The sequence below is a fragment of the Thioflexithrix psekupsensis genome, assembly GCF_002149925.1.
Classification (GTDB): Bacteria; Pseudomonadota; Gammaproteobacteria; order Beggiatoales; family Beggiatoaceae; genus Thioflexithrix; species Thioflexithrix psekupsensis.
On record NZ_MSLT01000012.1, the window covers coordinates 360,179 to 386,030 of the forward strand.

Sequence of the window (25,852 nt, forward strand, 5' to 3'; positions counted from 1 at the left end):
ACATCCCTATTTCTACCGTCCCCTCCTACAGAAAGAAATAACAAAATGTTAAGGGGACGGGAGCGGTAGAGTGGTTCAATTCTGGGCGAATGGGTTAACGAATTCGTTTGGGTAATTCTGAGCGTAATTTTTGATGTAAATCACGCAATAACGATTCCGTCGTTTCCCAATCAATACACGCATCCGTGACCGAAACACCATATTTTAATTGGGAAATATCCGCTTTAATGGGTTGATTGCCCGCGTGTAAATGACTTTCCAACATGATGCCGACAATAGATTGATTTCCCTCTAAAATTTGATGGGCAACATCATGCGCCACTAAAGGTTGCAATTCAGGTTTTTTAGAAGAATTCCCATGACTGCAATCAATGACAATATTCACGGGTAAATTCGCTTTACTTAACGCATCTTCGCATAATTTAACGTGCATCGAATCATAATTGGTTTGTTTGCCGCCGCGTAAAATCACATGCCCATAACGATTGCCACGCGTTTTAATCACCGTCACTTGGCCATCTTGATTAATCCCTAAAAAATGGTGCGAAGAAGCCGCCGATTGCATCGCATTAATGGCAATATCTAAACTGCCATCCGTGCCATTTTTAAAACCCACAGGCATCGATAAACCGCTGGCTAATTCGCGGTGAGTTTGAGATTCTGTGGTGCGTGCGCCAATCGCCGCCCAACAAAATAAATCATCCAAATATTGCGGCACAATGGGGTCTAACGCTTCTGTTCCCGCAGGCAAACCCAATTCCGCTAACCAAATCAATAACTCACGCGCTTGACGCAAACCTTTCTCAATATCGAAAGAATCGTTTAAATGCGGATCATTAATCAATCCCTTCCAACCAATGGTTGTGCGCGGTTTCTCAAAATAAACCCGCATAATAATCAGTAATGTGTCGCTTAATTCATCACTTAATTGCTTTAAGCGTTGCGCATATTCCTTAGCCGCTTTAATATCGTGAATTGAACAAGGCCCCGTGACCACCATTAAACGGGCATCTTCTCGATCTAAAATCTTTTGCAAAGCCAAGCGTCCATTTTTAACGGTTTGCTTGGTTTGCGGGGATTCGGGCAATTCCCGTTTTAATTGTGCGGGCGAAACCAATACGCGCTGCTCAATAATATTAATGTCGTTAATCCCGTCAATATCGTTATTTTGCATAATGTCCTCAAAACGTCCTAATTTGAGGGTGTCTGTTTGTTTTTTGACCCAAAACACACAACCCACTAAATAGGCAAGCATAGCATATTCAGTGGGTTGAATTCAGTTGTCTCGACGGGATTTATTGTATTTTATTGCTTTATTTTGGCGTAAACGGCACGCGCCAATGGCCGTCAAAAGCAATTTCCGCAAGCGATTTACGTTGACGTGGGGCTTCTTCGCGTTCGCGCAGGGCTTCATCTAACGCTGTTGCACTGGCTTGATAGCCCACCGCAATCACACTCATTACCGTGACATCGTCTGGCAATTCAAAGGCTTGTTTAATCTGCTGCGGGTCAAAGCCGCCCATTTGATGCGCCACCAAGCCCAAAGCCACCGCTTGTAAACAAATATTTTCACAAGCAGCACCAGTGTCATACTGCGCCCAGCGATTGGGTTGTTGGTTGTGGCTAAAATCATTCACCGCTGTGGCGATCAGAAACAATGGCGCGTGCTGCGCCCACACTTGATTGGCGGGCGCGAGGCAATCCAATGCTTTACGCCACGCGCTGGCACTGCGTTGACGATCACAAAGCACATACCGCCACGGTTCTGCCCCAAAACACGAAGGTGACCAACGCGCTGCTTCAAGCAAGGCAGTTGTTTGATCTAAGGTAATGAATTTATTAGGGTCTAATGCTCTAGGACTCCAACGCTGTGCGATCAGATCATGAATGGCTACTGCCGTTTCTGCTTTTTTAACTAACATATTTAAAACAACCTGTGATGATTGATAGACCAAAATTAAGCCACTCGCAAAAAGTTTTTTGTCAGAATCAGAATTTACAGACACAAGAATTTTCAAAATTAACGCTTGCCAGTGGTTTATTTTCAGCAGATTTTTTATTCTCTAATTCTGAAAATCCTGAAATTCGGTAAATTCTGATTCTGACAAATAAAAGCTCTATGAAATAACACCACACGCCAAACGTGGCCCACCACCGCCTAGCGGTTTGGGATCGTCAGAATAGTTGTCACCCCCCACATGCACCATCAAACTTTTTCCTAGAATATCAGCCACTTTCAAGCGCGGAGCTAACACTTGTAACGTGGCTTCTCCGTTTTCATTGGCCACTAAAGGCGGCAAATCACCCAAATGTCCATCGGCATAGGGGCCGAGATGTTTTCCTGTATTGTGCGGATCAAAATGTCCCCCGGCGGCTAATCCGGCCACCATTTGTCCGTCTTTTTCCAAAGGTTCACAACTGCCATTTTGATGGACGTGAAAACCATGAATGCCTGCGGTTAAATCGGTCAATTGTGGTGTGAGTAATAAACCATAAGAACTGTCGCTTAATGTGACGGTACCGATTTCTTTTTCAATTCCTTGATTAGAAATTAAATGTAAAGTGACAACTACGCCATTTTCTACCGCAGCCGCCGGGGTGTGATTGTGACTGGAATGATCCGCCGCAAAACTCGCCATACTAACCGTTAATCCAGACATAAGAATCAGGGAAATAGGGGTTAATTTCATCTTCTTTTCTCCTCTTTATTGTGCCGACCCATATCGCAGGCCGTAATTCCACAATATGAATCAAAATAATGGATTTTCAATGGGTCAGATAAAATTCTGAATGTCTTTCTTTAACAAGCACAAAGCCAGATTGTCCTTGAGCTACCTTTGTTTGTTGAGCGGGCTTAGGGAAAACTGAAGCTGATTGCGAAAAAAAATCTCTTCTCACTCTATCCCATACGGTTTTACTGTTAATACGGAACACTGTACGGTTTTCAAAATCCCCTCTGCCGTATTTCCCATAATTAAGCCTGACAAGCCTGTTCGTCCTACTGTTCCCATGATTAACAGATCGATGTGTTGGGTGTGGACGAATTCAGGTATGACTTCGCTGGCTACGCCGTGCAGTAATTGTATATTAATATCCGCGTGGGCTGAGGGATGAGTTGAGATTAAATGTTCTACGGCTGCTTGGTGTTTTTCCTGCTCTTCAGCACGTAAACGCGCCAATTCTTTTTCAGAAACGCGCATAAAAGCACTGTGTCGCAATTCGCTTTCGCCTTTTAAATGCCACGCATGAACCACATGTAATTTTGCCCGCTCCATTTCACTTAATGATACGCCTAATTCAATCACTAAACAATTTAATAAATGCCGTTGTGGATTATGCGAATCAGGGTCTATTGCCGCTAAAATATTTTTATAAAATGGATACGGATTTGGCCGCACAATCCACAATGGCACTGGACATTGCCGCATTAAACGCAATTCAAATTGCGTTAAATCGGTAACAATCGCGGGATCGGCAATTAATACTAAATCAATCGCCTGTTGTTTAATTTTTTCTAATAGGCTTGGAATAGGATGGTATTGTAGAATTTCCACTGCAATATCGGCGCGATGATTGTCTAATAAAGCCTCATGAGGAATGGTAGGATTAGTTGCCGATTCGGGGAAAATATAAATTACTTGTAAATGGGCTTGATTCCACTGCGCCAATTGAATAGCACGCGATAACGCCAGCGGATTAAAATGCGTATGTGGCGTTTGAATAAGCAGTAAATTTTTAAAGCGTTTCATGCGTGATTCTCCCCAATCAGAGGCTAAAATATAACTCATCATTTATTGATGTGAGCTGTTTATTTTTAATGGCACAGGGTGCGCTAAAACCGTCGGCAATCCTGCATCAATCCAACCTTCAATTCCATCTCGATACCAATAAACCTGCTCATAACCTAATTCTAATGCCGCTCGTTTGCTCACATTCCAAGCCATCCAACAATCCAGTATGCAATAAAACACGATAGGTTTATTTTTTTCACCGTGTGTTAATTGCTGTAAATTATCAGTCAAATAGCTTTGCATTAACGGATTTAATTCACCATAACCCACATTTGGCAACCAAATACTATTCGGAAGATGATAACGCGATTCTTGCAATAACCATTCTCCCCCAAAATCCAACATTTCAGGGCGATAAATAGCGGCCATGACATCAATTAAAATTACCGTTTCTTGTGCCAATAATTGCTGTAATTCTTGGGTATTAATCGCCGTGGCACCCGGCACAGTCTCAGGTGTGGCGGCACGATAGCGATCAAAACGATACGTTTCAGGCAAGGCAACGCCTGTTAAAAAAATCGTTATTATTAATAAAAAAGATAATGGCATGATTTACTGATTTTTAACCGCAAAAATACCCGCTGCTGAACGCAAGTGTTCATGATAATCCATACCAAATCCAAACACATAACGATTCGGCACCAATAAACCGACAAAATCCGCTTGTGGCAATCCTCTCCGCATGGGCAATTGTTTCTCTACCAATACCGCAGTAAAAACCTGTTTAGCTCCTTGTTGTTCACAATAATCGACTAAAGATTTTAACGTTAAACCTTCATCTAAAATATCATCAATAATTAACACCGTTTCTCCCTGTAAATTCACACTGGGATATTTTAACCATTTTAAATCTGCGCCTTGCGTTTCTCCCTGATAACGAGTGGCATGAATATAATCGATAATTAACGGCGTTTTTAACTTAGGCAATAAATGCCCCGTAAAAATTAATCCCCCCAACATGACACTTAAACAGACCAACGGTTTATCCCTTAATAATTCCGTTTGCATTCGTCGATCAATCTGTTCTGCGATATGATCAATTGCCGCAATTACTGTATCTAAAGAATGCAGACAATCTGCCTCAGTTAATACCGTATTAATATTCATTTTCCCATCCATTTAATGACATTTAGCGAATAAAACCATGTTGTTGTAAAAAAGACTCGGTTATTTTTTCTGATAAAGGAGTGGCTTGTGCGGCTTTTTCTCCTAATAATAATCTTTCTAAATAACGCGCAATTAAATCGACTTCCAAATTAACGAATTGTCCCACTTTTATTTCTTTCCATGTGGTCATATTGGCAGTATGGGGGACGATATTTAAACTCAATTGGCAGCCATTGACCGCATTAACGGTTAAGCTAATGCCATCGACACAAATTGATCCTTTAGCGGCAATATAACGCGCTAATTCATTCGGACTTTCTATTGTCACGCGCAACGACCGCCCGTCATTGTGACACGCAATAACACGACCTACGCCATCCACATGACCGCTGACCAAATGTCCACCCAAAGGCGTTTGTAGTGTCAATGCGGTTTCCAAATTGACCAAACTCCCCACATGTAACTGTCCTAATGTGGTACGTGACAGCGTTTCTCCAGAAACATCCGCCCAAAAACCATCACCGGGCAACGCCACTGCCGTCAAACACACGCCATTAGTTGCAATACTATCGCCCAACTGTACACCTGCCAATGGCAATTGTCCTGTGCGAACGTATAACCGTGCATCCGCACCCAACTCTTGCCGTTGCGCAATCTGCCCCACGGCTTGGATAATTCCTGTAAACATAGGTGTTTTAATTGTCCATTTTTTAAGCTAAAATGAGAAAATATTAACCGTTTTTTTTAAATCATCAGAATAATACCGTTCACTGCTTATCGCGTCAATCTTTATTTAAACCGGCCAATCTATGAGCAAAGCATGAAAACGATCATGGTTATTTTACTTATTTTACTGGGTTTAACTCAATATCAATTATGGTTTGGTGAACGCGGCTATGAACAATGGATTGCTTACCAACAACAATTAGCGCAACAACAGCAATTAAATCAGCAATTCATACAAAGCAATCAACGCTTAATGCGCGATGTAGAAAACTTAAAACAAAGTTTAGAATTAGTTGAAGAACATGCGCGTTTAGAATTTGGCTTTCTTAAATCGAATGAGGTCTTTTATCAAATTGTCGAATAATCTTAATTATTGGGCGGTTGTGCCTGCGGCAGGTGTAGGACAACGCATGGGCAGTGCTTGCCCTAAGCAGTATTTATCTTTATTAGGTAAACCGATTTTACAACATACCTTAGAAAAATTATTACAAACTAATGTACAAGGTGTGGTGGTCAGTTTGGCCGCAGAAGATAATTATTGGTCACAATTACCCACATTACCTCGTGTTTGGACAGCACCAGGGGGAACAGAACGCAGTGATTCTGTGCGTCATGCTTTAGAAAAATTATTGACTTTTCCAGAAGTTAAGCCAAACGATTGGGTGTTAGTGCATGATGCGGCGCGGCCTTGTGTGCGTGTTAGCGATATACAAAATTTAATGCAAACGGTAGCCGATTACCCTATTGGTGGATTACTCGCAAATCCCGTTCGTGACACCATGAAACGTGCCGACACGCAAAATTGTGTGACTGAAACGGTGTCTCGACAACAATTGTGGCACGCTTTAACACCGCAGATGTTCCGTTTACAACTGCTTTACGACGCACTCACCACCGCGGCAATACAAGGTTATCCTGTTACAGATGAATCGCAAGCCATTGAATTAATGGGATATTCTCCCGTGCTTGTTTCCAGTCATCCCGATAATATTAAAATTACTCATCCTGATGATTTGGCTTTAGCCGCTTTATTTTTACAACAGCAGAATAACGTCTAAATAACCATCACATTACAATTTTTTTTGAGCCACTTATTATTAAATATGTTTAAACAATTAAGAGAAACGATTGATTGCGTGTTGCAACGTGATCCGGCGGCGCGAAATGCGTTTGAAATTCTAACCAATTATCCCGGCGTTCATGCGATTTTTATTCACCGTCTTAGCCATCGTTTATGGAATGGCAATTGGAAATGGTTAGCGCGAACATTATCTACTTTTTCTCGTTGGTGGACGGGAATTGAAATTCACCCCGGCGCGACGATTGGGCGGCGATTTTTTATTGATCACGGGATGGGCGTGGTGATTGGGGAAACGGCTGTGATTGGCGATGATTGTACACTGTATCATGGAGTAACGCTTGGTGGTACGACATGGCAAAAAGGTAAACGCCATCCCACTTTAGGCAATGATGTGGTAGTGGGCGCGGGTGCGAAAGTATTGGGGCCGATTACGGTAGCAAATGGCGCGAGAATTGGCTCTAATGCGGTGGTAGTGAAAGACGTTCCCGAAGGCGCGACGATGGTCGGTATTCCTGCTAAAATTGTTTCTGTTGATCAAGATTATCGTCGCCATCATCAACAATCGGTAGAACAAAAGATTTTTGATGCGTATGGAATGCCTAAAGATACGCCCGATATTGATCCCATGCAACATGCCATTAATCACATGTTAGATGATATTGATTTATTAGATAAAAAAATCCAAACATTATGCGCAGCCATTCAACAATTAGAAGGGCATCATTCCACAGATATTCCCCCTTTAGAATGCTTAAACATTCGAGAGAATCGAGAAAAGAAAATATTTAACGGACTGGATAAACCTTAATTGTTTCCGTTTAATATCTGCCGCACAAAAGGCAAGGTTAAAGCCTTTTTATTAGATAATGCGGCATCATCTAATTGAGCTAATAAAGCAATCGCTTGCGCTAATTCACCTTGTGTTTTTTCTAATAAAAATAAAGCAATTTTAGCAGGTAAATGCAAGCCACGAGTTTGCGCATGATGTTGTAAGGCTTGAATGGCTAAATCCATTTCTAAATGATTTAATGCAAACACACCTCCCCACAATAAACGGGAGACTAAATCAGGCCATTGCAAATCCAATTGTTTAGGCGCAGCGTTTGCGGTAATGAGCAAGGGAATGTGGGCATCACGCAAGGCATTAAATAAATGAAAAATAGCCCGCTCCCATTCTTGCAAACCCACAACCGCTTGCAAATCGTCTAAACACAATAAATCAACTGTTTCTAATCCCATTAAACTATCTGCCGAATAATGGCTTAATGTTTTTAACGGTAAATAAATCGGATTGCCACCGTGTTGGGTTAAATAATGACACGCGCCTTGTAACAAGTGACTTTTTCCCGTCCCTGTTGCCCCCCAAAAATATAAATAATGCCCTCCATTGCCTTGTAATGTGGCTTTAATCATTTCGATTAAATGGCGATTATTGGCATCGGGAATATAATTGGAAAAAGAAGCAGAATCTGATAATTTAATCCCCAATGGTAATTGTTGCATCATAATTAAAAAAACCTAGATTGGGATGGTAAATACAATTGAGTCTATGAGATAATCGTAGCTGATCTCTTTTCTTATTTTCAATGGATTTATCACAATGGACGCACAATTTTGGCATGACAGATGGCTGGCCAATCAGATTGGTTTTCATCAATCCGATGTTAATAATTATTTACAACAATATAGCGCACAATGGCAATTAGAAAAAGGGCAAGTCATTTTTGTCCCATTGTGTGGTAAAAGTTTGGATATGTTGTGGTTATTAGATCAAGGTTATCGCGTGATTGGAATTGAATTAAGTGCAATTGCGGTGGAATCTTTTTTTGTCGAGAATAAATTAATTCCTACCATTCGCCATGAAGGGCATTTTACTCGTTGGATGTTAGATGAATTAGAAATTTGGTGTGGCGATTTCTTTGATCTCGATCCAGAATTATTACCCACTGTTCATGCTGTTTATGACCGTGCTGCATTAATTGCATTACCACCAGAAATGCGTCCCCGTTATCAACAACATTTAGCCCGCTTTTTAACACAAGGCGCAAAAGAATTATTAATTACTTTAGATTATCCCCAATCATTGATAAGTGGGCCACCTTTTGCAGTGGCTGAAAAAGAAGTATTAACTCTCTGCGAAACGCAATTTACAGTTGAATCATTATCTCGTATTGAGTTGGCCTGTGATAATGGCAAATTCCGCCAAGCAGGCGTTCAACAATGGACAGAACAAGTGTTTTTATTAACACGACTGTAAAAATCTTTGGCTGAATCGGAATGGACAGAATTAACGTATTAATTCATTTCTGATTCAGACCAAAAATTTTATGAGTCATTTAATTTGAGTATCGCTATTTTTTAAACTTCATTTAGCCATACACACACTATTTGGTAAAGCCGTGATATTCATCCGATAAATCAGGCAGCCATAAAGTAATTTCTGGGAAAAGAATTAATAAAATTAAAGCCAGTAATTGCAACATCACAAAAGGAACAATTCCCTTATACAATACGCTAATACGCATTGTGGGAGGTGCCACTGCTTTTAAATAAAACAAAGAAAAGCCAAAAGGCGGTGTTAAAAAAGAAGTCTGTAAATTAACCGCAATCAAAATCGCAAACCAAGTTAATTCAAAACCAAAATGCGCCGCAATCGGTGCAATAATCGGCACCACAATAAAACAAATTTCTAAGAAATCTAAGAAAAAGCCTAAAATAAAAATCAGCAACATACTGATCAATAAAAATCCCCACGCACCACCGGGCAATTGCGTAAAAATATCATGTACCAAATCATCGCCGCCCATACTGACGAAAACCAAACCAAAAGCCGTCGCGCCTAACAGAATTAAAAAAACCATACTGGTTAAGCGAGTGGTTTGTTCTAATGCGATTTGTAAATTTTTCCACGTTAAACGACGATATAACACGCCTAATAATAATGCACCGACTGCGCCAATTGCTGCGGATTCTGTGGGTGAAGCGATGCCAAAGAAAATTGAACCTAAAACGGCAATAATTAACGTCAATACGGGCAAAATGCTACGGGCTAAACGCAAAGCAAATGCTTTATTCCATTGTCGTTTATCGGCGGGTAAAGCGGGTGCAATTTTGGGATTTAACCAAGCACGTAAAGCAATATAAAGCAAATATAATGCGATTAATAACATCCCCGGTACTAATGCGGCGATAAATAAACGCCCAACGGGTACGCCAACCACATCGGCTAATAAAATTAAAATCACACTGGGTGGAATAATTTGTCCCAACGTGCCTGCGGTGGCAATCGTGCCAGTGGCGAATTCGGGAGCATAGTTGTTTTTTAACATCGCAGGCAAGGCGATAATGCCCATAGTCACCACCGTCGCGCCCACCACGCCCGTAGTGGCAGCCAGCAACGCTCCAACAACCACCAATGATAACGCCATTCCACCGCGCATTGTGCCGAATAATAAACCCATACTTTCTAGCAAATCTTCGGCTAATCCCGATTTTTCTAATACCACGCCCATAAAAACAAATAATGGCACAGCTAATAAAGTAAAATTGGTCATAATGCCCCAGATACGCATGGGCAATAATTCAAAGAAATCTAAGCCTAAGAAAATCCCACCAAAACCAAAGGCAATCGCGCCTAATGTAAATGCCACAGGATAACCCACTAATAATAATCCCATTAGCACGGCAAACATCGCCAAAGCCCAATATTCTAATGCCATGAATGATAATAACTCTGTGGCGATGGTTTCCATTATTATGAATGCTCCTGATTGGACTTATCAAAAAGTTGTAAAAAATTTTCTAAAATATTAATTATTCCTTGCAACAATAACAAGCCAAAACCAAACACAATCGCTCCTTTTAAAATAAAACGATAAGGCAAACCACCAGGGTCTGGCGATCCTTCGCTAAATTGGTAGGAGCTATAAACAAATGGCCATGCGCTAATAATAATTAATAAACAATAAGGAATGAGCAGTAATAATCCTCCCCATATATTCACCCAAGCCCGTTTGCGATCCGTCATGTAACGACTTTGATAAAACACATCCACCCGCACATGACCATCATGTTTAAAAGTATAAGCCGCGCCCAATAAGAAAATTAAAGCAAATAAATGCCATTGCAATTCTTGTAATAGCACCGATCCAATACTAAATAATGAGCGCATAGAGACATCATAAACAATCACCAATACCATCGTTAATACCAACCATGCCACCCATCGTCCTGTCCATTCACTAAAGCCATTACCCATGCGGACTATTTGGTGCAACAGAGAAAAAAAAGAAGGTTTTTTCATCATAAATGATCCTATTCGCAAGCGATATTCTGGGGTAAAATGAGTCGATTTTTTTAATTTTCCTGATCGATTATCAGGCGATTTCTAATTTAAAACAAATCCTAATGAGTGCATTGATGAATCAATCTGTTCAACTTGACGTTAAATCATTAATTATTTACGGCTTACTTTTTATTTTATTATGGTTATCTCTAATAAAATTAGGCGGCAATCCTAGCATTGATCTTGACCCTTCTTGGATGTTGGTATTGGCTCATGCTTTTCAACATCATTGGCAAGCGGGAGTGGATTATATTTTTACTTATGGCCCTTTGGGTTATTTTGCTAATCCTTACGCGGCTTATTATGATAAAGTCAGTTTTAATTATTTTATTATATGGAGTGTGGCCAGTAGTTTTGTATTGGCAGGATTATTTTTAATTCGTTTTTCCCAATTACCCTATTTCATCGAAAAAGTTATTTACTTATTTTTGCTGATATTTATATTGGGGACTTGGACAGGAGATGCGCTTTATTTTTTAACCACAGTGGCTATTACGGTATTATTATTAGAACCTCCTCATTTTTTTAACCAGAAAATAAATTATATTATTCTACTGGCATTTTCTTTATTAATTTTAGCTATTTTGCCTTTATTAAAGTTTAGCTTTTTTCTTTTGAGTGGAATGGCGGTGATTGGTATTTTAATACATGTTTGGCACAAATATCATTATCAATGGGCTATTTTTGGTTTATTATTTTTTGTGGCTTCATTTTTAACGCTCTGGCTTATTTCAGGGCAGTCTATTTTTAATATCGCAGATTTTCTTTTAAATTCATGGCAAATCGCCAGTTATTACGATCAAGCCATGTCCAAAGAATCCAGCGAAGTGAGATTAAACACTTTTGATGCCACTGAATATTATTTTGCGGTGGCGGGTATAGTGACTTTAACCATTTTAATCGCATTAACTTGTTGTGTCGCGCCTAAAACATTAAAAAAAGGAATTGCGGCGGCTATTATTTTATGTGGATTATTTTTGACTTGGAAAGCAGGTTTTATTCGTCATGATAGTCATTCCATTATTTTCTTTTGTAGTTTGATGTTATTGCCTTTTTTTGTCAATTATCCTGCGCCTATTTCACCTTCGTTATTAATACTCATGAGAGGGCTGCTTTTTGCGACGGCTTTAATGGGATTATTAGGATTATTTTATGCGGGACATTTAAACCATGGTTATCATTTTAAGCATTTTATGGTGCATTGGCACATTGGAGTGATTGATAATTTAAAAACATTGAGTTCGCTCAACAGTGCCGCGATGAAACGGGATATAGAAAAAGCCCGCCTGCAACGACATTACGACTTTCCCCAAGTGCGTGCGGCAGTGGGACAAGCCCGCGTGGATATATTTTCTCCTCATCAAGGTATTCTTTTGCTTCATTCATTTCATTATCAGGCTCGGCCAATTTTTCAAGGCTATTCCGCTTATAATAAATCTTTATTGTCTTTAAATGCGCTTTCTTATGTGGGTGATAAAGCTCCCGAATTTGTGTTGTTTAAAATAACGCCTATTGATGGGCGATTTCCTTTAATTGAAGATTCTCAAGTGCTTAGAATATTATTACGGGATTATCGACCTATTTTGCTGGAAAAAGGATTTTTATTATTAAAGCGTGACGTTCGTGGAACAGGATTAGCAGAAACTGCTCCAGTTCCATTAATGCAAAAGACGGTTTCTTTTAATGAACCAATAGACATCACCCATTTAAAAGATAAAGCGTTATTATTACGGTTAGATATAGAACTTTCTTTTTGGGGTCAATGGGTGAAGCTATTATTCAAATTACCTGAAGTGTCCTTGGTGGTGCAAACGGATTCGGGAAACGAATTTACTTATCGGGTTGTTCCCAGTATGGCTAAAATGGATTTTATGTTTAATCCACTGGTAAAAAACGAAGAAGATTGGCTGCTTTGGCATCTGCAACAACCATTGGAAAAAATAAATTCATTCCATCTGACATTAAGACCACAATGGTCTTTTGATTCCACTCAACTCATGCGTTTATTTTATCCTGAAATTAAGGTTTATTTGAGTGAAAACGAAACAACACCTCATTCAATACCCACACCGTGAATTAAGTTGGGCTTTTAAAAATCATAACCTAAAGAAAGAATAAATTGACGTTCTTCGCCAATTGTGCCTTTATCCATCCACGTGGCGCGAGGATAAGTGGGATAGACAATTTTTTGGTCTAATAAGTTATTAATATGCAGGTTCAAATAAGTTCCTTTAGCCAGCCAATCTTGAAAACGCACATTTGTCCCTAGAATAAAATAATCATTGCCTTCTTCTCCCGTAATGTAACGTCCAAAACTACCGTCACTATTTTTCAAAGTAGAATCAAAAAAGAGCGACATTTTGGAAACATAATAACCCGTCATTCCCAAACTCCATTGCGAATTCAATTGATAACTGAGTTTTAATTGTCCCAGTAAAGAAGGCGAATAAGCCGCTTTAATAGTCGAATTATCTTGGTTATTGGTTTCTTGATAGGTCAGATTTAATTCAAATTGCCATTGATCCGCAGGATTACCGCGTAATCCTAATTCTAATCCATTGGTTGACCAACTTCCAGAATTACCTAAAATAACCACATATTGACTATCTGCGCTAGAAGTCACAGTTCGGCTTAATAAATTCTTTAAACGGTTATGAAAAATATTAGCCGTGAGACCATATTGGGGCGTGAGACTGGTTAAATAATTTAACTCAATCGTTTCAATTTCCTCATTTTCCAAACTCGGTAAATTGGGGTTAATGCGTGCCGTCGTGTTTTGGCCAAAAGAAGGCGAATTAATCGCTTTACCATACATTAATTTAAACAAATGCGTCTCATTAGGCGTATAAATCACAGCCAAACGCGGAATTAATGTCACATCTTGTTTGTCATAGTAAAAATTCCAACTGCGATACTGCTCAGGCGTATATCCGTACTCAAAAGCAGCGTCATAACCCAATTGCTCTTCCAAACGTAAACCTGCAACCCATTTCCACTGCTCATTTTGCGTATAACTTATTTGCGAAAATAGTGCGCGTTTCACCAACGCTTCACCCGGTGCTAAACGTTGTGTAGAATCATTTAACGAAGGAATCGGCCACGGTGGAATGTCAATATAAGTGGAAAGTTCTGGCGTGTGGCGGTAATAAAGCCCTGATAACCAATCGATTTTTTCCGACGCTTTCCAATTTAACGTCACTTCTCCTTCGTAGCTTCTGGAGCGTTCGGTTTGTACACTCCATAAATCCGTCGCTGATATCGAATCGTAATCATAGTAAGCATTAATATGAGCGTAAGTCAAATGAGCATTTAATGCCCATTGTTCGGATAAGTCTGTTTTGTAATTGAGACGTAAGCGGGTGGACTCACTATAGCGAATCGTGCCGCTACGAGAAACAGGATTGGTCATTAACCCACCTGTTCTGTTTTTATTATGCGTCAAATCTACAGAAAAATCTTGATAACTGGCTGAAATATCAACATAAGTTTCTGCTTTTTCTAAATGATCTTTCGTGCTGAAGTCAGGAGCGACCGGATATTGACGCGAACTTAAATCAGTATAACATTGATCATGGCCATCATCACGGTAATAGCCAAGATTGACTACAACCTGACCCTTTTCGTATTTATAACTGCTGCGAGCAGTACGACGTTGAATGCCGTTTGTACCGACCGAAGCAGAGACACTGGAGGCATAACCCTGTTCTTGATGTACTTCATTAGTAATAATATTGATAACACCAAAAGAGGCACCGCTGCCATAAATCGTTGATTGCGGCCCGCGCACAATTTCAATCCGATCAATCGCTTCGACGGGAACATTGATACTAGAAAAAAAGTAGGTGGAATCGTAATCAGAGACGTGATTTACCCCATTGATCAACACAATAATATTACGATTAGTCGAACTGGGGGCAAGATAGCCGCGCACACCATACGCAGGGCCACTGGGGCCATAATTGTCCAGCTTATACATGCCCGACACGTGGTCTAAAATATCCGTCAAACGACTGTAACCGTAGCGTTGAATGTCTTGGCGCGTCACCAACACCACGCTGGCAGGCACCACGCTAATTTTTTCAACTGTTTTGCCCGCGGTTTCAATCTCAACACTCATCAAGTCAAGCAAAGACAACGACATTAATTTTTTTACATCGTCTAAGTTTTGGTCATCATTCGCATGGCAAGCTAGCGCGACACAAAAAGACAAAAACGATCCGTAAAAATGGTGTTTCATTCACAAGCTCTCCTCATTGTCACTTGATTTATTACTTATTTTACAATTCAAAACAATCGACGCAGAGATCGATGTGGGGTAATTGAGGGAGCTATTTTAAATGAATTGAGAAAAAAGAAAAAGAGAATTAAATCTGTAAAATTAGAAGTAATGCGCACTTCTATTAAGCATTAAAAATCGTAACCCAATGAAAAAATAAATTGTCGTTCTTCTCCAATTGCGCCTTTATCCATCCAAGTATTTCTGGTGTGAGTGGGGTGGATAACCTTTTGATCTAACAGATTATTTATACGTAAACTCACAGAAGTTCCTTTAGAGAGCCAATCTTGAAAACGTACATTTGCGCCTAATACAAAATAACCCTCACTTTCTTTTCCAGTAATATATTGACCAAATCCACCCTCAGAATTAGCCAATGTGGGATCGAAAAATAAGGACATTTTAGAAACATAATAGCCTGTCATTCCCAAACTCCATTGCGAATCCCATTGATAACTTAATTTTAATTGTCCCAATAAAGATGGAGAATAAGATACTTTAATGTTCGGATTATTAACATCTTTCGTGTGCTGATAAACAAAGCCTAATTCAAATTGCAAGTTATCATAAGGATTTCCCTGTAAACCTAATTCCACGCCATTGGTAGACCAACGCCCTGCATTTCTCAAAGAAAAAGTATATTGATTGCTGCCCGTTAATATGCCTATATTGCTAAATAAACCACTTAAACGATTATGAAAAAAATGCGCCGTGATGCTGTATTTAGGAGATAAAGTCGCCAGATAATTTAACTCCAAAGTTTCTATCTCTTCGTTTTTTAGACGAGGCGAATTATCATTTAATTGTGCAGTGGTATTCTGACCAAAAGAAGGCGCATTAATCGCTTTACCATACATTAATTTTAATAAATGAGCGTCATTGGGTGTGTACAGCACAGCCAGACGCGGAATCACTGCAATATCTTGTTTTTCATAGTAAAAATTCCAAGCACGATGGGTTTCTGGAGTGTAACCATATTCTGAAAACGTGTTATAGCCCGCTTGTTCTTCTAAACGTAAACCCGCCACCCATTTCCAACGATCATTAAGAGAATAACTAAATTGAGAAAATAAAGCCCGCTTTGCCAAAGCCTCACCCTCTTCTAAACGCTGGGTAGAATTTTGAAAAGACACAAAAGGAAATGACGGCACATCAAGATAGGTAAAAACCTCTGGAGTATAACGATAATAAGCCCCTAATAATCCATCTAAATTTTCACTTTTCCAAGCCAATGTCATTTCAGCTTCATAAGTTCTGGTTTTTTCAAATTGAACCGACCAAAGATCAGTGGCAATACTTGAATCGTAGCTAAATTCGGTATCTGCTTCAATATAAGCAACATGGCTGTTTAATGACCACTGATCGTTTAAATCTATTTCGTACCCCAAACGCAGGCGATTGGCTTCATGCAGTCGCACAGAGCCAGTCCGAATGTGTGGACGGGTGGCAATTCCGCCCACTTTGCTTCGATGATGCGTAAAAGTGAGAGAAAATGGCTCATAACTCGCTGATATATCAAGATAAGTGTGCGCCGACTCCAGTTGTCCTTTAGTTGAAGCCTTTGGCGGTAAACCAAAATCTCTTGTGGTTAAATCTGAATACTTAAAATCCCCGCCGTCCGTTTTGGCGTAACCAGTATTGACCACAATGTTCGCTTTTTCCTGTTTGTAACTGGTACGTGCCGTGCGTTTATGCAGCCCATCCGTTCCCAGCGAAGCCGTGACACTCGATGCAACGCCTTGTTCTTGATGCAATTCATTGGTAATAATGTTGATCACGCCAAAAAAAGCCCCACTGCCGTAAATGGTTGATTGCGGCCCGCGTACAATTTCGATACGATCAATCGCCTCCACCGGTATGCTTATGCTGCTTATAAAGTAAGACGATGCGTAGTCAAAAACGTGATCAATCCCATTGATCAAGATAATCACATTTCGACTGACACCCGGATTTAAATAGCCGCGAACACCATAGGCAGGCCCACCTAATCCATAAAAATCAATTAGATACATGCCCGAAACATGCCGCAAAATATCCGCTAATTGTGTATAACCATAACGTTGAATATCTTGACGAGTAACCAAAATGACACTTGCCGGTACATCACTGATTTTTTCTGTGGTTTTACCGGCTGTTTTAATTTCCACATCCATGAGTTCTTTTAAGGATAACGATAAAAGTACTTTTAACTTTTCTCTTTCATTTTCTTCCAAAGCAAACGCAGGATGAGTGTGAAATAAAATAAATAAAGAAAGAAATAATCGCCATCGTTGATGACATTTCATCTGATGATTCTCCAACTTAAAAATCATAACCTAACGAAAAAACAAATTGCCGTTCTTGACCTATTGCGCCTTTATCTATCCAAGCATTTCTTGGATAAGTAGGGTGAATAATTTTTTTATTCAGAAGGTTATCAATTCGCAAACTCAAATAAGTGCCTTTATCCCACCAATCTTGAAAACGCAGGTTTGTACCTAATACAAAATAATTATTACTTTCTCTCCCCTCAATATAGCGACCAAAACTGCCATCATTATTAGGCAATGTGGGATCGAAAAAGAGCGACATTTTAGAAACATAATAACCCGTCATTCCCAAACTCCATTGCGAATTCCATTGGTAACTCAATTTTAATTGTCCCAATAGCGAAGGCGAATAAGGAACTTTAATATGAGCTTGGTTCATGTCTTTGGTTTTCTGGTAAGTGAAACCCAATTCAAATTGCCAATTGTCATAAGGATTACCTAATAAATTTAATTCAACTCCATTCGTTGACCAATCTCCATAATTTCCCAAAACAAAACTATATTCATCTTCACTTGTTAATTTACGTTGACTGTTTAATAAACCACTTAAACGATTGTGGAAAAAATGCGCAATAAAACTATATTTAGAAGAAAAACTATGAAGATAATCTAACTCAAATGTTTCAATTTCCTGATTGGTTAAAATAACTCCATTTGAATTTAATTGTGCGGTGGTATTTTGCCCAAAAGAAGGCGAAGTAATTGCCTTACCATACATCAACTTAAACAAATGGTCGTCATTCGGCGTATAAAGCAAAGCCAATCGTGGAATGACGGCTACTTTTTGCTTATCATAGGAATAATTCCACGCCTGATAAACCTCCGAAGTATAACCATATTCAGAAAAAGTGCTATATCCCAATTGCTGCTCTAAACGCAATCCCGCTACCCATTTCCAATGCACATTCGGCGCATAGCCAATTTGAGAAAATAAAGCCCGTTTTGCCAATGCGTCGCCATCTACTAAACGTTGGGTAGAATTGTGAAATGAGGGCATGGGAAAAGGAGGCACATCTAAATAAGTCGAAACACTGGGCGCATGACGATAATAAAGCCCAGAAATCCAATCTAATTTTTCGCCTTTATAATTAAGTATTAATTCTGCTTCATAGGCTTCCGTTTCTTCTCTTTGTACCGACCACGCATCAGTGACTACATTAGAGTCATAATTGTGTAAGGTATCCGCTATAATGTAGGTCAAACGTCCATTTATCATCCACTGATCCGCGAATTCTTTCTGATACCCCAAGCGTAAACGGCTGGCCTCATGATCCCGCACACTCCCAGTACGCGCATGCGGGCGAGAAATAAAACCTTCTTCTTTGCTTTGATTGTAAGTAAAATCAGCAGAAAAATCCTGATAACGGGCTGAAATATCAAGGTAAGTTTCTGCCGCTTCTAATCTACCTCCCGTAGAAGCATCAGGTGGCAAACCAAAAGAGTGAGAGGTTAATTCTGAGTACAAAATATCTGCGCCATCGCTTTTGGCGTAACCTGTATTAACAACAATTTGCCCTTTTTCTGATTTGTAACTGGTGCGGGCGGTGCGCTTGTGAATACCGTCTGAACCTATGGAAGCGGTCACTCGTGAGGCAACTCCTTGTTCTTGAGAGATTTCATTGGTAATGATATTAATCACACCAAAAAATGCGCCGCTGCCGTAAATCGTCGATTGCGGGCCGCGCACAATTTCAATGCGGTCAATGGCTTCTACGGGGACAGCAATATTATTAGAAAAGTAAGACATATTGTAGTCAAAAACGTGTTCGATACCATTGATCAAAATGATAATATCCCGATTGGGGCTGGCGGTGCTGATATAACCCCGCATCCCATAAGCAGGACCCCCCGCGCCATAGAACTCCAGTTGATACATGCCCGCAACGTGTTGTAATATATCATTTAATTGAGTATAACCATAACGTTGAATATCTTGACGAGTGACTAACACCACACTGGCGGGTACATTACTGATTTTTTCAGTAGTTTTACCGGCGGTTTCAATCTCAATTTCCATGAGTTCTTTTAGAGATAACGATAAGAGTGTTTTTAATTTTTCTTTTTCATTTCCCAAAGCCAACGCAGAATAACTATAAAACAAAATGAATAAAGCAAAAAATAATAACCAACGCCGATAAAGTTTCATTTGATAATGCTCAAGTATTGATTTTTAAAATTATATTTCTCAGCCATCGCTGCGCCATTTGAATCATAACCAAATACCCTTCTAATATCAATGTAAGTTGTAGGTATTTAATGATCGACTCGGTTAAACGCCCATCAGAATGCTCATACGGACATAAAAATGTAATCAAGCACAGAAACACCCTACGAATCAAAATAATCATGTTCTGATTTACGCACTCCGTGCTAAGATAACCGACAACACCACTAAGGCAAAAACCACCAAAATCTAAAAAAATAATGCCAAAAAAAGAATAATTATCTCTTTATTTTTCCGCTTCATCATAAAACAGGATAAACCGAATGCCTGAAATCATACCATCAGATAATGTAGGAATTGTCACCCCACAACGTCACCATTTTACCACAGCTTTAGCCTTAGATTGTGGGCGTGTTTTACCCCAATATGAATTGGTTTATGAAACTTATGGCACTTTAAATAAAGCCCGCTCTAATGCCATTTTAATTTGTCACGCATTAAGTGGCGATCATCATGCTGCGGGTTATCACCACGCCGAAGATCGCAAAGCAGGTTGGTGGGACAATTGTATTGGCCCCAATAAACCCATCGATACGCAACGTTTCTTTGTGGTTTCTTTAAATAATTTAGGGGGATGTCGTGGCTCAACAGGGCCAATTAGTTTAAATCCAGAAACCCAACGTCCTTATGGGCCTGATTTCCCAATTATTACCGTACGCGATTGGGTACACAGTCAGGCGCAATTAGGTGCGTTATTAGGGATTGAACAATGGGCAGCGGTAATTGGGGGGAGCTTGGGCGGAATGCAGGCTTTGCAATGGGCAATGACTTATCCTGATAAATTGCGCCATTGCATTGCCATTGCATCTGCGCCAAAATTATCTACGCAAAATATTGCATTTAATGAAGTGGCTAGACAAGCCATTATGACCGATCCTAATTTCCATGAAGGGCGTTATTATGATTATCAAGTGATTCCTAAACAAGGCTTAATGTTAGCGCGAATGTTGGGGCATATCACTTATTTATCTGAAGATGCCATGCGTGCCAAATTTGGGCGAGAATTGCGTGAAGGAAAATTGAACTTTAGTTTTGATGTTGATTTTCAAATTGAAAGCTATTTGCGCTATCAAGGGCGTTCTTTTGTAGACCGTTTTGATGCCAATACTTATTTATTAATGACTAAAGCGTTAGATTATTTTGATCCGGCCAGTGAGTATGATCACAATTTATCAGCCGCTTTAGCTATTGCTCAAGCGAAATTTTTAGTGATTTCTTTTACCAGTGATTGGCGTTTTTCTTCGGAGCGTTCTAAGGAAATTGTTAAGGCTCTATTAGACGCAAGAAAAAAAGTCACTTATTTAGACATTAAAGCGGATGATGGACATGATGCGTTTTTAATGCCTATTCCTCTTTATTTTTCGGCACTCAAAGCCTATTTAAAAACGGTAGCGGATGAAAGTGATGAAATTACGCACTGATTTAGCTTTATTAAGCGATTGGATTAAGCCTCATAGCCATGTTTTGGATTTGGGTTGTGGGGATGGTACTTTATTGGCTCATTTACGCGATACTCGCTCAGTGAGCGGTTATGGCGTTGATATTGACGAGAATAAACTGATTCGCTGTATTGAAGCAGGTATTTACGTGATTCATAGCGATTTGAATAAAGGCTTGTCGCAATTCAGTGATAAAAGTTTTGATAATGTCATTTTAACCCAAACATTACAGGCATTAAAACGCCCTGATTTATTATTATTAGAAATGATGCGGGTGGGAGAGGAAGCGATTGTGACTTTTCCTAATTTCGGTCATTGGGCGTGTCGTTTTGATATTTTCTTTCGCGGACAAATGCCATTATCTCGGGCTTTACCCAATGAGTGGTATCGCACGGAGAATATTCATTTATGCACTTTGAAAGATTTTGAGCAATTATGTCAGACTTTGAACATTAATATTATGCAACGCGCTATTGTTGATACGGGACATCGCAGTACGGCATTAATGCGTTTATTACCCAACTTAATGGGAGAAATTGCGATTTATCGTTTACGCTTAATGCCTAAGGTTAATGCTTAATTTTTCAGTAGGGAAGTAAAAGACGATGAAAATTATTATTTTAGGTGCGGGCGTGGTGGGAATTACCACGGCTTATTATTTAAATCGGGCAGGTCATGATGTCACGGTCATTGAGCAGAAAGAAGGCGCGGGTTTAATGACCAGTTTCGCCAATGGGGGGCAGTTAAGTTATTCCTATACTGATCCTGTGGCGCAGCCTTATTTATTGGCGCAATTACCTGAATTAATGTTGCGTTATTATGCGCCATTGGCGATTCGTTTTTCTTTATCGCCTGAATTTTTGCGCTGGGTATGGTTATTTTTAAAAAATTGTCGCGCTTCTCGTGTGCCAGAAAACACGTTAAAAACGTTAAAATTAGCGTTTTATTCACGAGAACAATTACATCAATTATTAGCAGAATGCCCAGAATTATCTTTTCATTATCAACAAAACGGTAAAATGTACCTATATTTTGATGAGAAAGAAATGCAGCGCGGTCAAAAACGCTGTGCATTTAAAAATCAATGGGGCTGCCAACAAGAAGTGTTTTCTGCCAGTGAATGTTTGGCGAAAGAACCGCAATTAAAACATGTTAAATCAACTTTAGTGGGTGGAGTCTTTTCGCCTTTAGATGAATGTGGAAATGCGTATTTATTTACGCAGCAATTGGCGCATTATTGTCAGCAGCAAGGGGTGGCATTTCTATATAACACCACCGTGAAGAAACTACACGCGGTGGATGATTGGATCAGTGAAGTTCATACGTCGCGTGGAATTTATTCTGCGGAGGCGTTTGTATTGGCGGCGGCCATCCAAAGTCCAGTGTTATCAAAGCCTTTGGGAGTTTATTTGCCTGTTTATCCCATGAAAGGCTACAGTTTAAGTATTCCAATAACGGCGCAATCACCACACACGTGTTTGACAGACAGTCAGCATCGAACAGTTTACAGTTACTTAGGTGATATATTACGTGTGGCGGGTATGGCTGAGGTGGGCAGTGAGGATTTGGATTTGACCCCTAAGAAGTTGGCCATGATGTTGGAATTGGCACAACAGACTTTTCCTGACGGGGGTCACTATGAAAACAGCCAGTTTTGGGCGGGAGTGCGTCCGATGACTCCTGACAGTGCGCCTATTTTGGGCGTTTCTCCGTATCGTAATTTGTATTTTAATATAGGACATGGTATGTTGGGTTGGACGTTGGCTTGCGGCAGTGCGGCTGTATTGACCGACATCGTCTCACAAAAAACGCCACAAATTGCGGTGGAGGGTTTTCGCTGGGATCGGTTTTGATGAATTATTTTTTTACACTTCAAGAATTACGCCTAGGGCGGGCTTCAAGCGCACGCCAGTGATTTTAAATTTAACACCATAATGTAAACCCTGAATATTGTTGCGTTATTTTTGTACTTCTCAACTTACACTTGCCTGCGTTTCCCCTAAACTGCTATCATGTTTGATTCAGTCGAAATTTATCCTGTTAAGCGGCTGTTAAACGGGTTTAAATGCGTTGTTTTTTCGATAAAACAAAGGCTTAACCTCCTTGCTTATTCTAATGAGTTACATTCAGAATAGGCTGTGTAATCCGAAAGGAGTTTTAATGAAACATTATGAAATTGTATTTCTGGTTCACCCCGACCAGAGCGAACAAGTCCCCGCTATGGTAGAGCGTTACCGTGCCATGATTGAAGGCAAAGGCGGCGCGATTCATCGTCATGAAGATTGGGGACGGCGACAATTGGCGTATCCTATCAACAAAGTGCATAAAGCGCACTATGTGCTGATGAATATTGAATGCGATACAGAAGTGTTGGAAGAACTACACAGCGCGTTTCGCTTCAACGATGCGGTCATTCGTAATCTGATCATCCAATGTAAAGCCGCGATCACCGAGCCTTCTCCGCTGATGCGCGTGAAAGACGAGCGCGAAGAAAGCCGCTTGGATGACGAAGATGATATGGATGACGAAGACGATTTGGACGACGAAGAACAAGACGATTTGGTTTAATTCGCCAAATAATGCTGTTTTTCTCTGTACATTTCTCAAGTCACGCATTGCTTTTATTCACTGCAAAATAGGTTATATTTATGTCTCGTTTTTTTCGCCGTAAAAAACACTGTCGTTTCACTGCCGAAGGGGTTTCTGAAATCGACTATAAAGACATTGCCATTTTAAAAAGTTACATTACCGAAACTGGCAAAATTGTCCCCAGCCGAATCACTGGCACTAAAGCCCGTTATCAACGGCAATTAGCACGCGCCATTAAACGCGCTCGTTATATCGCCTTATTGCCTTATTCCGATTCTCACGAATAAGCCCACTGACTCACGAGGTTTGAACAATGGAAGTGATTCTGCTTGAAAAAGTGAATAATCTGGGTAACTTAGGCGATCAAGTCTCTGTACGTCCCGGTTATGGTCGTAATTATCTGATTCCCCAAGGCAAAGCCGTGCCAGCTACGGCAACGAATGTGGCTGCTTTTGAAGCGCGCCGTGCCGAATTGGAAAAAGCCCAACAAGCCCTATTGGCCGATGCCAAAGCGCGTGCTGAAAAAATAGAAGCGGCTACCTTAATTATTCCGCGTAAAGTGGGTATGGAAGGTAAATTATTTGGTTCCGTAACGGCTTTGGATATTGTCGAAGCGGCTAAAACCATTCAATTAGACCTTCGCAAGCAAGATATTCGTTTGCCGAATGGGCCGATTCGCTTGACGGGAGACTATCAAGTTGAACTGGGATTGCATGCGGATGTGGTCACGCACATTAAAGTACAAGTGGTTGCTGAAGATTAAGCCTCATTGATACTTTTATTAAGCCCGTAAAAAGAAAAATAAAATAATTTTCTTTTGCGGGCTTTTTTTAAGTCGTTTTCAAAGAAAGTAAATTCATAATAATAGCTTGATAAGCTATACCAATTTTTTCAGAGTCGTATAATAATACTTTTCAAATAGGAGAGAATAATGAACAAAAGATATGAAGATTTAGAAGAATTAATGTCAACAGGTGAAGCGAGAGAAGTGAAGCGAGCGATGGCAGTAAGAATGTCTTTGCTTGGTTTTGTGCGTGCGGAAGCGGCTTTAGCGTGTTGTGTCAGTGTGCAATTTGTGGATAAATGGAAAGCCATTTATTTAGCGTCAGGGGTTGAAGGATTAAAGTTAGCGTATAAAGGCTCACCAGGGTATTTAAAGCCGCGTGAACGAGAAGATGTGATTAATTGGATACAAGAAAAGAAGACAATAACAATAGAGGAACTAAAGAGATACTTAAAAGAGGAGTATGATGTTTTCTATTCTTCAAATACTTCTTATACTAAATTATTAGAAGAAGCGAATTTAAGTTATAAGAAGACACACAAAGAGAATTCGGCAAAAGATGAGGTAAAAGTAGAAGCTAAAAAAAAAGAGATTAAGGATTTAATAGATAAGGAGCGTGAACAGATAGAAAGTGGAGAGGTAATGTACTGGATGCAAGACGAAAGCCATCAGTTGTGGGGAGATATTTGTGGTTATGTTTGGTCGAAAAAAGGAGAAAGAACGTCAATAAAGATGAGTAATTATCGCACTTCTCAAACGTGGTATGGAGCGGTGAATATTTATACGGGAGAATTTATTTTAGATAGGGCAAAGAAAGCTGATACAAAATATACGATAGACTTTATTAACTGGCTCATTTACAGATATAAAGAAGCCCGTCATGTGATTATTTGGGATGGTGCAAGTTATCATCGTTCTGAAGGTTTAAGAACTTATTTAGAGAAATTAAATGGGGGACTTCCAGAATCAGAATGGAAAGTTCGTTTATTAAGATTTGCACCTAATGCCCCAGAGCAAAATCCAGTCGAGGATATTTGGCTTCAAGGTAAGAATTGGGTCAGAAAGAATTTTCATCGCCTATCAAGCTTTAAAGAAGTCACTAGTATGTTTGAGACCTTTTTGTCAGGTAAAGTGTTTAAGTTTAATAAAATTAAACAGTATCTTATACCTAATATCTAGGT

25 protein-coding genes are annotated in these 25,852 nt (G+C 39.8%); 12 read left to right on the forward strand and 13 right to left on the reverse strand.

Annotation, left to right across the window (positions count from 1 at the left end; all coding sequences use genetic code 11):
• Nucleotides 1-94: 94 nt before the first annotated feature.
• The 7 genes from TPSD3_RS06735 to TPSD3_RS06765 form a co-directional block, all read right to left on the reverse strand.
• On the reverse strand, nt 95-1,255 hold the full coding sequence (locus TPSD3_RS06735; RefSeq protein ID WP_342587067.1) for a 3-deoxy-7-phosphoheptulonate synthase: 1,161 nt from the start codon (nt 1,253-1,255) through the stop codon (nt 95-97).
• Between the two features lie 58 nt (nt 1,256-1,313).
• Nucleotides 1,314-1,922 carry a nitroreductase family protein gene (locus tag TPSD3_RS06740; protein ID WP_086488411.1) on the reverse strand — a complete coding sequence of 203 codons (609 nt, stop codon included), beginning with the start codon at nt 1,920-1,922 and terminating at the stop codon, nt 1,314-1,316.
• A 195-nt stretch (nt 1,923-2,117) separates the two neighbouring features.
• Nucleotides 2,118-2,690 carry a superoxide dismutase family protein gene (gene sodC, locus TPSD3_RS06745; RefSeq protein WP_086487816.1) on the reverse strand — a complete coding sequence of 191 codons (573 nt, stop codon included), beginning with the start codon at nt 2,688-2,690 and terminating at the stop codon, nt 2,118-2,120.
• Between the two features lie 204 nt (nt 2,691-2,894).
• Nucleotides 2,895-3,791, reverse strand: coding sequence for a universal stress protein (locus TPSD3_RS06750; protein WP_086487817.1), 897 nt, complete (start codon nt 3,789-3,791; stop codon nt 2,895-2,897).
• Nucleotides 3,792-4,340: a rhodanese-like domain-containing protein gene (locus TPSD3_RS06755; protein ID WP_086487818.1), complete on the reverse strand. Its 549-nt coding sequence runs from the start codon at nt 4,338-4,340 to the stop codon at nt 3,792-3,794.
• Nucleotides 4,341-4,343: 3 nt separating this feature from the next.
• Nucleotides 4,344-4,898: a hypoxanthine-guanine phosphoribosyltransferase gene (locus TPSD3_RS06760; protein WP_086487819.1), complete on the reverse strand. Its 555-nt coding sequence runs from the start codon at nt 4,896-4,898 to the stop codon at nt 4,344-4,346.
• Nucleotides 4,899-4,920: 22 nt separating this feature from the next.
• Nucleotides 4,921-5,586: a riboflavin synthase gene (locus TPSD3_RS06765; protein WP_086487820.1), complete on the reverse strand. Its 666-nt coding sequence runs from the start codon at nt 5,584-5,586 to the stop codon at nt 4,921-4,923.
• Between the two features lie 132 nt (nt 5,587-5,718).
• Between TPSD3_RS06765 and TPSD3_RS06770 the strand changes: the two genes are divergently transcribed.
• Genes TPSD3_RS06770 through cysE form a run of 3 tightly spaced genes read left to right on the forward strand, consistent with a single transcriptional unit; the run spans nt 5,719 to nt 7,513 of the window.
• On the forward strand, nt 5,719-5,988 hold the full coding sequence (locus TPSD3_RS06770; protein ID WP_086487821.1) for a septum formation initiator family protein: 270 nt from the start codon (nt 5,719-5,721) through the stop codon (nt 5,986-5,988).
• A complete protein-coding gene (gene ispD / locus TPSD3_RS06775; RefSeq protein WP_245391537.1) occupies nt 5,978-6,682 on the forward strand; it encodes a 2-C-methyl-D-erythritol 4-phosphate cytidylyltransferase in 705 nt (234 codons plus the stop codon). The genes TPSD3_RS06770 and ispD overlap by 11 nt, the downstream gene beginning before the upstream one ends.
• Before the next feature lie 45 nt (nt 6,683-6,727).
• Entirely contained in the window at nt 6,728-7,513 is a 786-nt protein-coding gene (gene cysE / locus TPSD3_RS06780; RefSeq protein ID WP_086487823.1) for a serine O-acetyltransferase, read from the forward strand.
• On the opposite strand, the gene hda is transcribed toward cysE, so the two are convergent.
• Nucleotides 7,510-8,211, reverse strand: coding sequence for a DnaA regulatory inactivator Hda (gene hda / locus TPSD3_RS06785; RefSeq protein WP_086487824.1), 702 nt, complete (start codon nt 8,209-8,211; stop codon nt 7,510-7,512). The genes cysE and hda overlap by 4 nt on opposite strands.
• Before the next feature lie 94 nt (nt 8,212-8,305).
• Between hda and TPSD3_RS06790 the strand changes: the two genes are divergently transcribed.
• Nucleotides 8,306-8,962 carry a thiopurine S-methyltransferase gene (locus tag TPSD3_RS06790; RefSeq protein WP_086487825.1) on the forward strand — a complete coding sequence of 219 codons (657 nt, stop codon included), beginning with the start codon at nt 8,306-8,308 and terminating at the stop codon, nt 8,960-8,962.
• A 127-nt stretch (nt 8,963-9,089) separates the two neighbouring features.
• Here TPSD3_RS06790 and TPSD3_RS06795 read toward each other — a convergent pair whose 3' ends face one another.
• Together TPSD3_RS06795 and TPSD3_RS06800 are read right to left on the reverse strand one after the other, a co-directional pair.
• Complete coding sequence (locus TPSD3_RS06795; protein ID WP_245391538.1) at nt 9,090-10,457, reverse strand: TRAP transporter large permease; 1,368 nt, start codon at nt 10,455-10,457, stop codon at nt 9,090-9,092.
• A gap of 2 nt (nt 10,458-10,459) precedes the next feature.
• Nucleotides 10,460-11,011 (reverse strand): TRAP transporter small permease subunit, encoded by a 552-nt coding sequence (locus TPSD3_RS06800; RefSeq protein WP_086487826.1) that lies wholly within the window; start codon nt 11,009-11,011, stop codon nt 10,460-10,462.
• A gap of 113 nt (nt 11,012-11,124) precedes the next feature.
• Between TPSD3_RS06800 and TPSD3_RS06805 the strand changes: the two genes are divergently transcribed.
• Entirely contained in the window at nt 11,125-13,125 is a 2,001-nt protein-coding gene (locus TPSD3_RS06805) for a hypothetical protein (protein WP_086487827.1), read from the forward strand.
• A 14-nt stretch (nt 13,126-13,139) separates the two neighbouring features.
• On the opposite strand, the gene TPSD3_RS06810 is transcribed toward TPSD3_RS06805, so the two are convergent.
• From TPSD3_RS06810 to TPSD3_RS06820, 3 genes are all read right to left on the reverse strand, one after another.
• Entirely contained in the window at nt 13,140-15,287 is a 2,148-nt protein-coding gene (locus TPSD3_RS06810; protein ID WP_086487828.1) for a TonB-dependent receptor plug domain-containing protein, read from the reverse strand.
• Between the two features lie 170 nt (nt 15,288-15,457).
• A complete protein-coding gene (locus TPSD3_RS06815) occupies nt 15,458-17,611 on the reverse strand; it encodes a TonB-dependent receptor plug domain-containing protein (protein WP_176329764.1) in 2,154 nt (717 codons plus the stop codon).
• Between the two features lie 16 nt (nt 17,612-17,627).
• Nucleotides 17,628-19,781, reverse strand: coding sequence for a TonB-dependent receptor (locus TPSD3_RS06820; protein WP_086487830.1), 2,154 nt, complete (start codon nt 19,779-19,781; stop codon nt 17,628-17,630).
• A gap of 341 nt (nt 19,782-20,122) precedes the next feature.
• Between TPSD3_RS06820 and metX the strand changes: the two genes are divergently transcribed.
• The 7 genes from metX (at nt 20,123) to TPSD3_RS06855 (ending at nt 25,850) form a co-directional block, all read left to right on the forward strand.
• On the forward strand, nt 20,123-21,280 hold the full coding sequence (gene metX / locus TPSD3_RS06825; protein ID WP_086487831.1) for a homoserine O-succinyltransferase MetX: 1,158 nt from the start codon (nt 20,123-20,125) through the stop codon (nt 21,278-21,280).
• The gene (gene metW, locus TPSD3_RS06830) at nt 21,264-21,878 is read left to right on the forward strand and encodes a methionine biosynthesis protein MetW (RefSeq protein ID WP_086487832.1); all 615 of its coding nucleotides are present in this window, start codon (nt 21,264-21,266) and stop codon (nt 21,876-21,878) included. Before metX ends, metW begins: the two co-directional genes overlap by 17 nt.
• Before the next feature lie 25 nt (nt 21,879-21,903).
• Nucleotides 21,904-23,151: a D-amino acid dehydrogenase gene (locus tag TPSD3_RS06835; protein WP_086487833.1), complete on the forward strand. Its 1,248-nt coding sequence runs from the start codon at nt 21,904-21,906 to the stop codon at nt 23,149-23,151.
• A 307-nt stretch (nt 23,152-23,458) separates the two neighbouring features.
• A complete protein-coding gene (rpsF, locus tag TPSD3_RS06840) occupies nt 23,459-23,866 on the forward strand; it encodes a 30S ribosomal protein S6 (protein WP_086487834.1) in 408 nt (135 codons plus the stop codon).
• A gap of 80 nt (nt 23,867-23,946) precedes the next feature.
• On the forward strand, nt 23,947-24,174 hold the full coding sequence (gene rpsR / locus TPSD3_RS06845; protein ID WP_086487835.1) for a 30S ribosomal protein S18: 228 nt from the start codon (nt 23,947-23,949) through the stop codon (nt 24,172-24,174).
• Between the two features lie 26 nt (nt 24,175-24,200).
• Nucleotides 24,201-24,650 (forward strand): 50S ribosomal protein L9, encoded by a 450-nt coding sequence (gene rplI, locus TPSD3_RS06850; protein ID WP_086487836.1) that lies wholly within the window; start codon nt 24,201-24,203, stop codon nt 24,648-24,650.
• Between the two features lie 168 nt (nt 24,651-24,818).
• Nucleotides 24,819-25,850 carry an IS630 family transposase gene (locus TPSD3_RS06855; RefSeq protein WP_086486662.1) on the forward strand — a complete coding sequence of 344 codons (1,032 nt, stop codon included), beginning with the start codon at nt 24,819-24,821 and terminating at the stop codon, nt 25,848-25,850.
• The last annotated feature ends 2 nt before the right edge of the window (nt 25,851-25,852 follow it).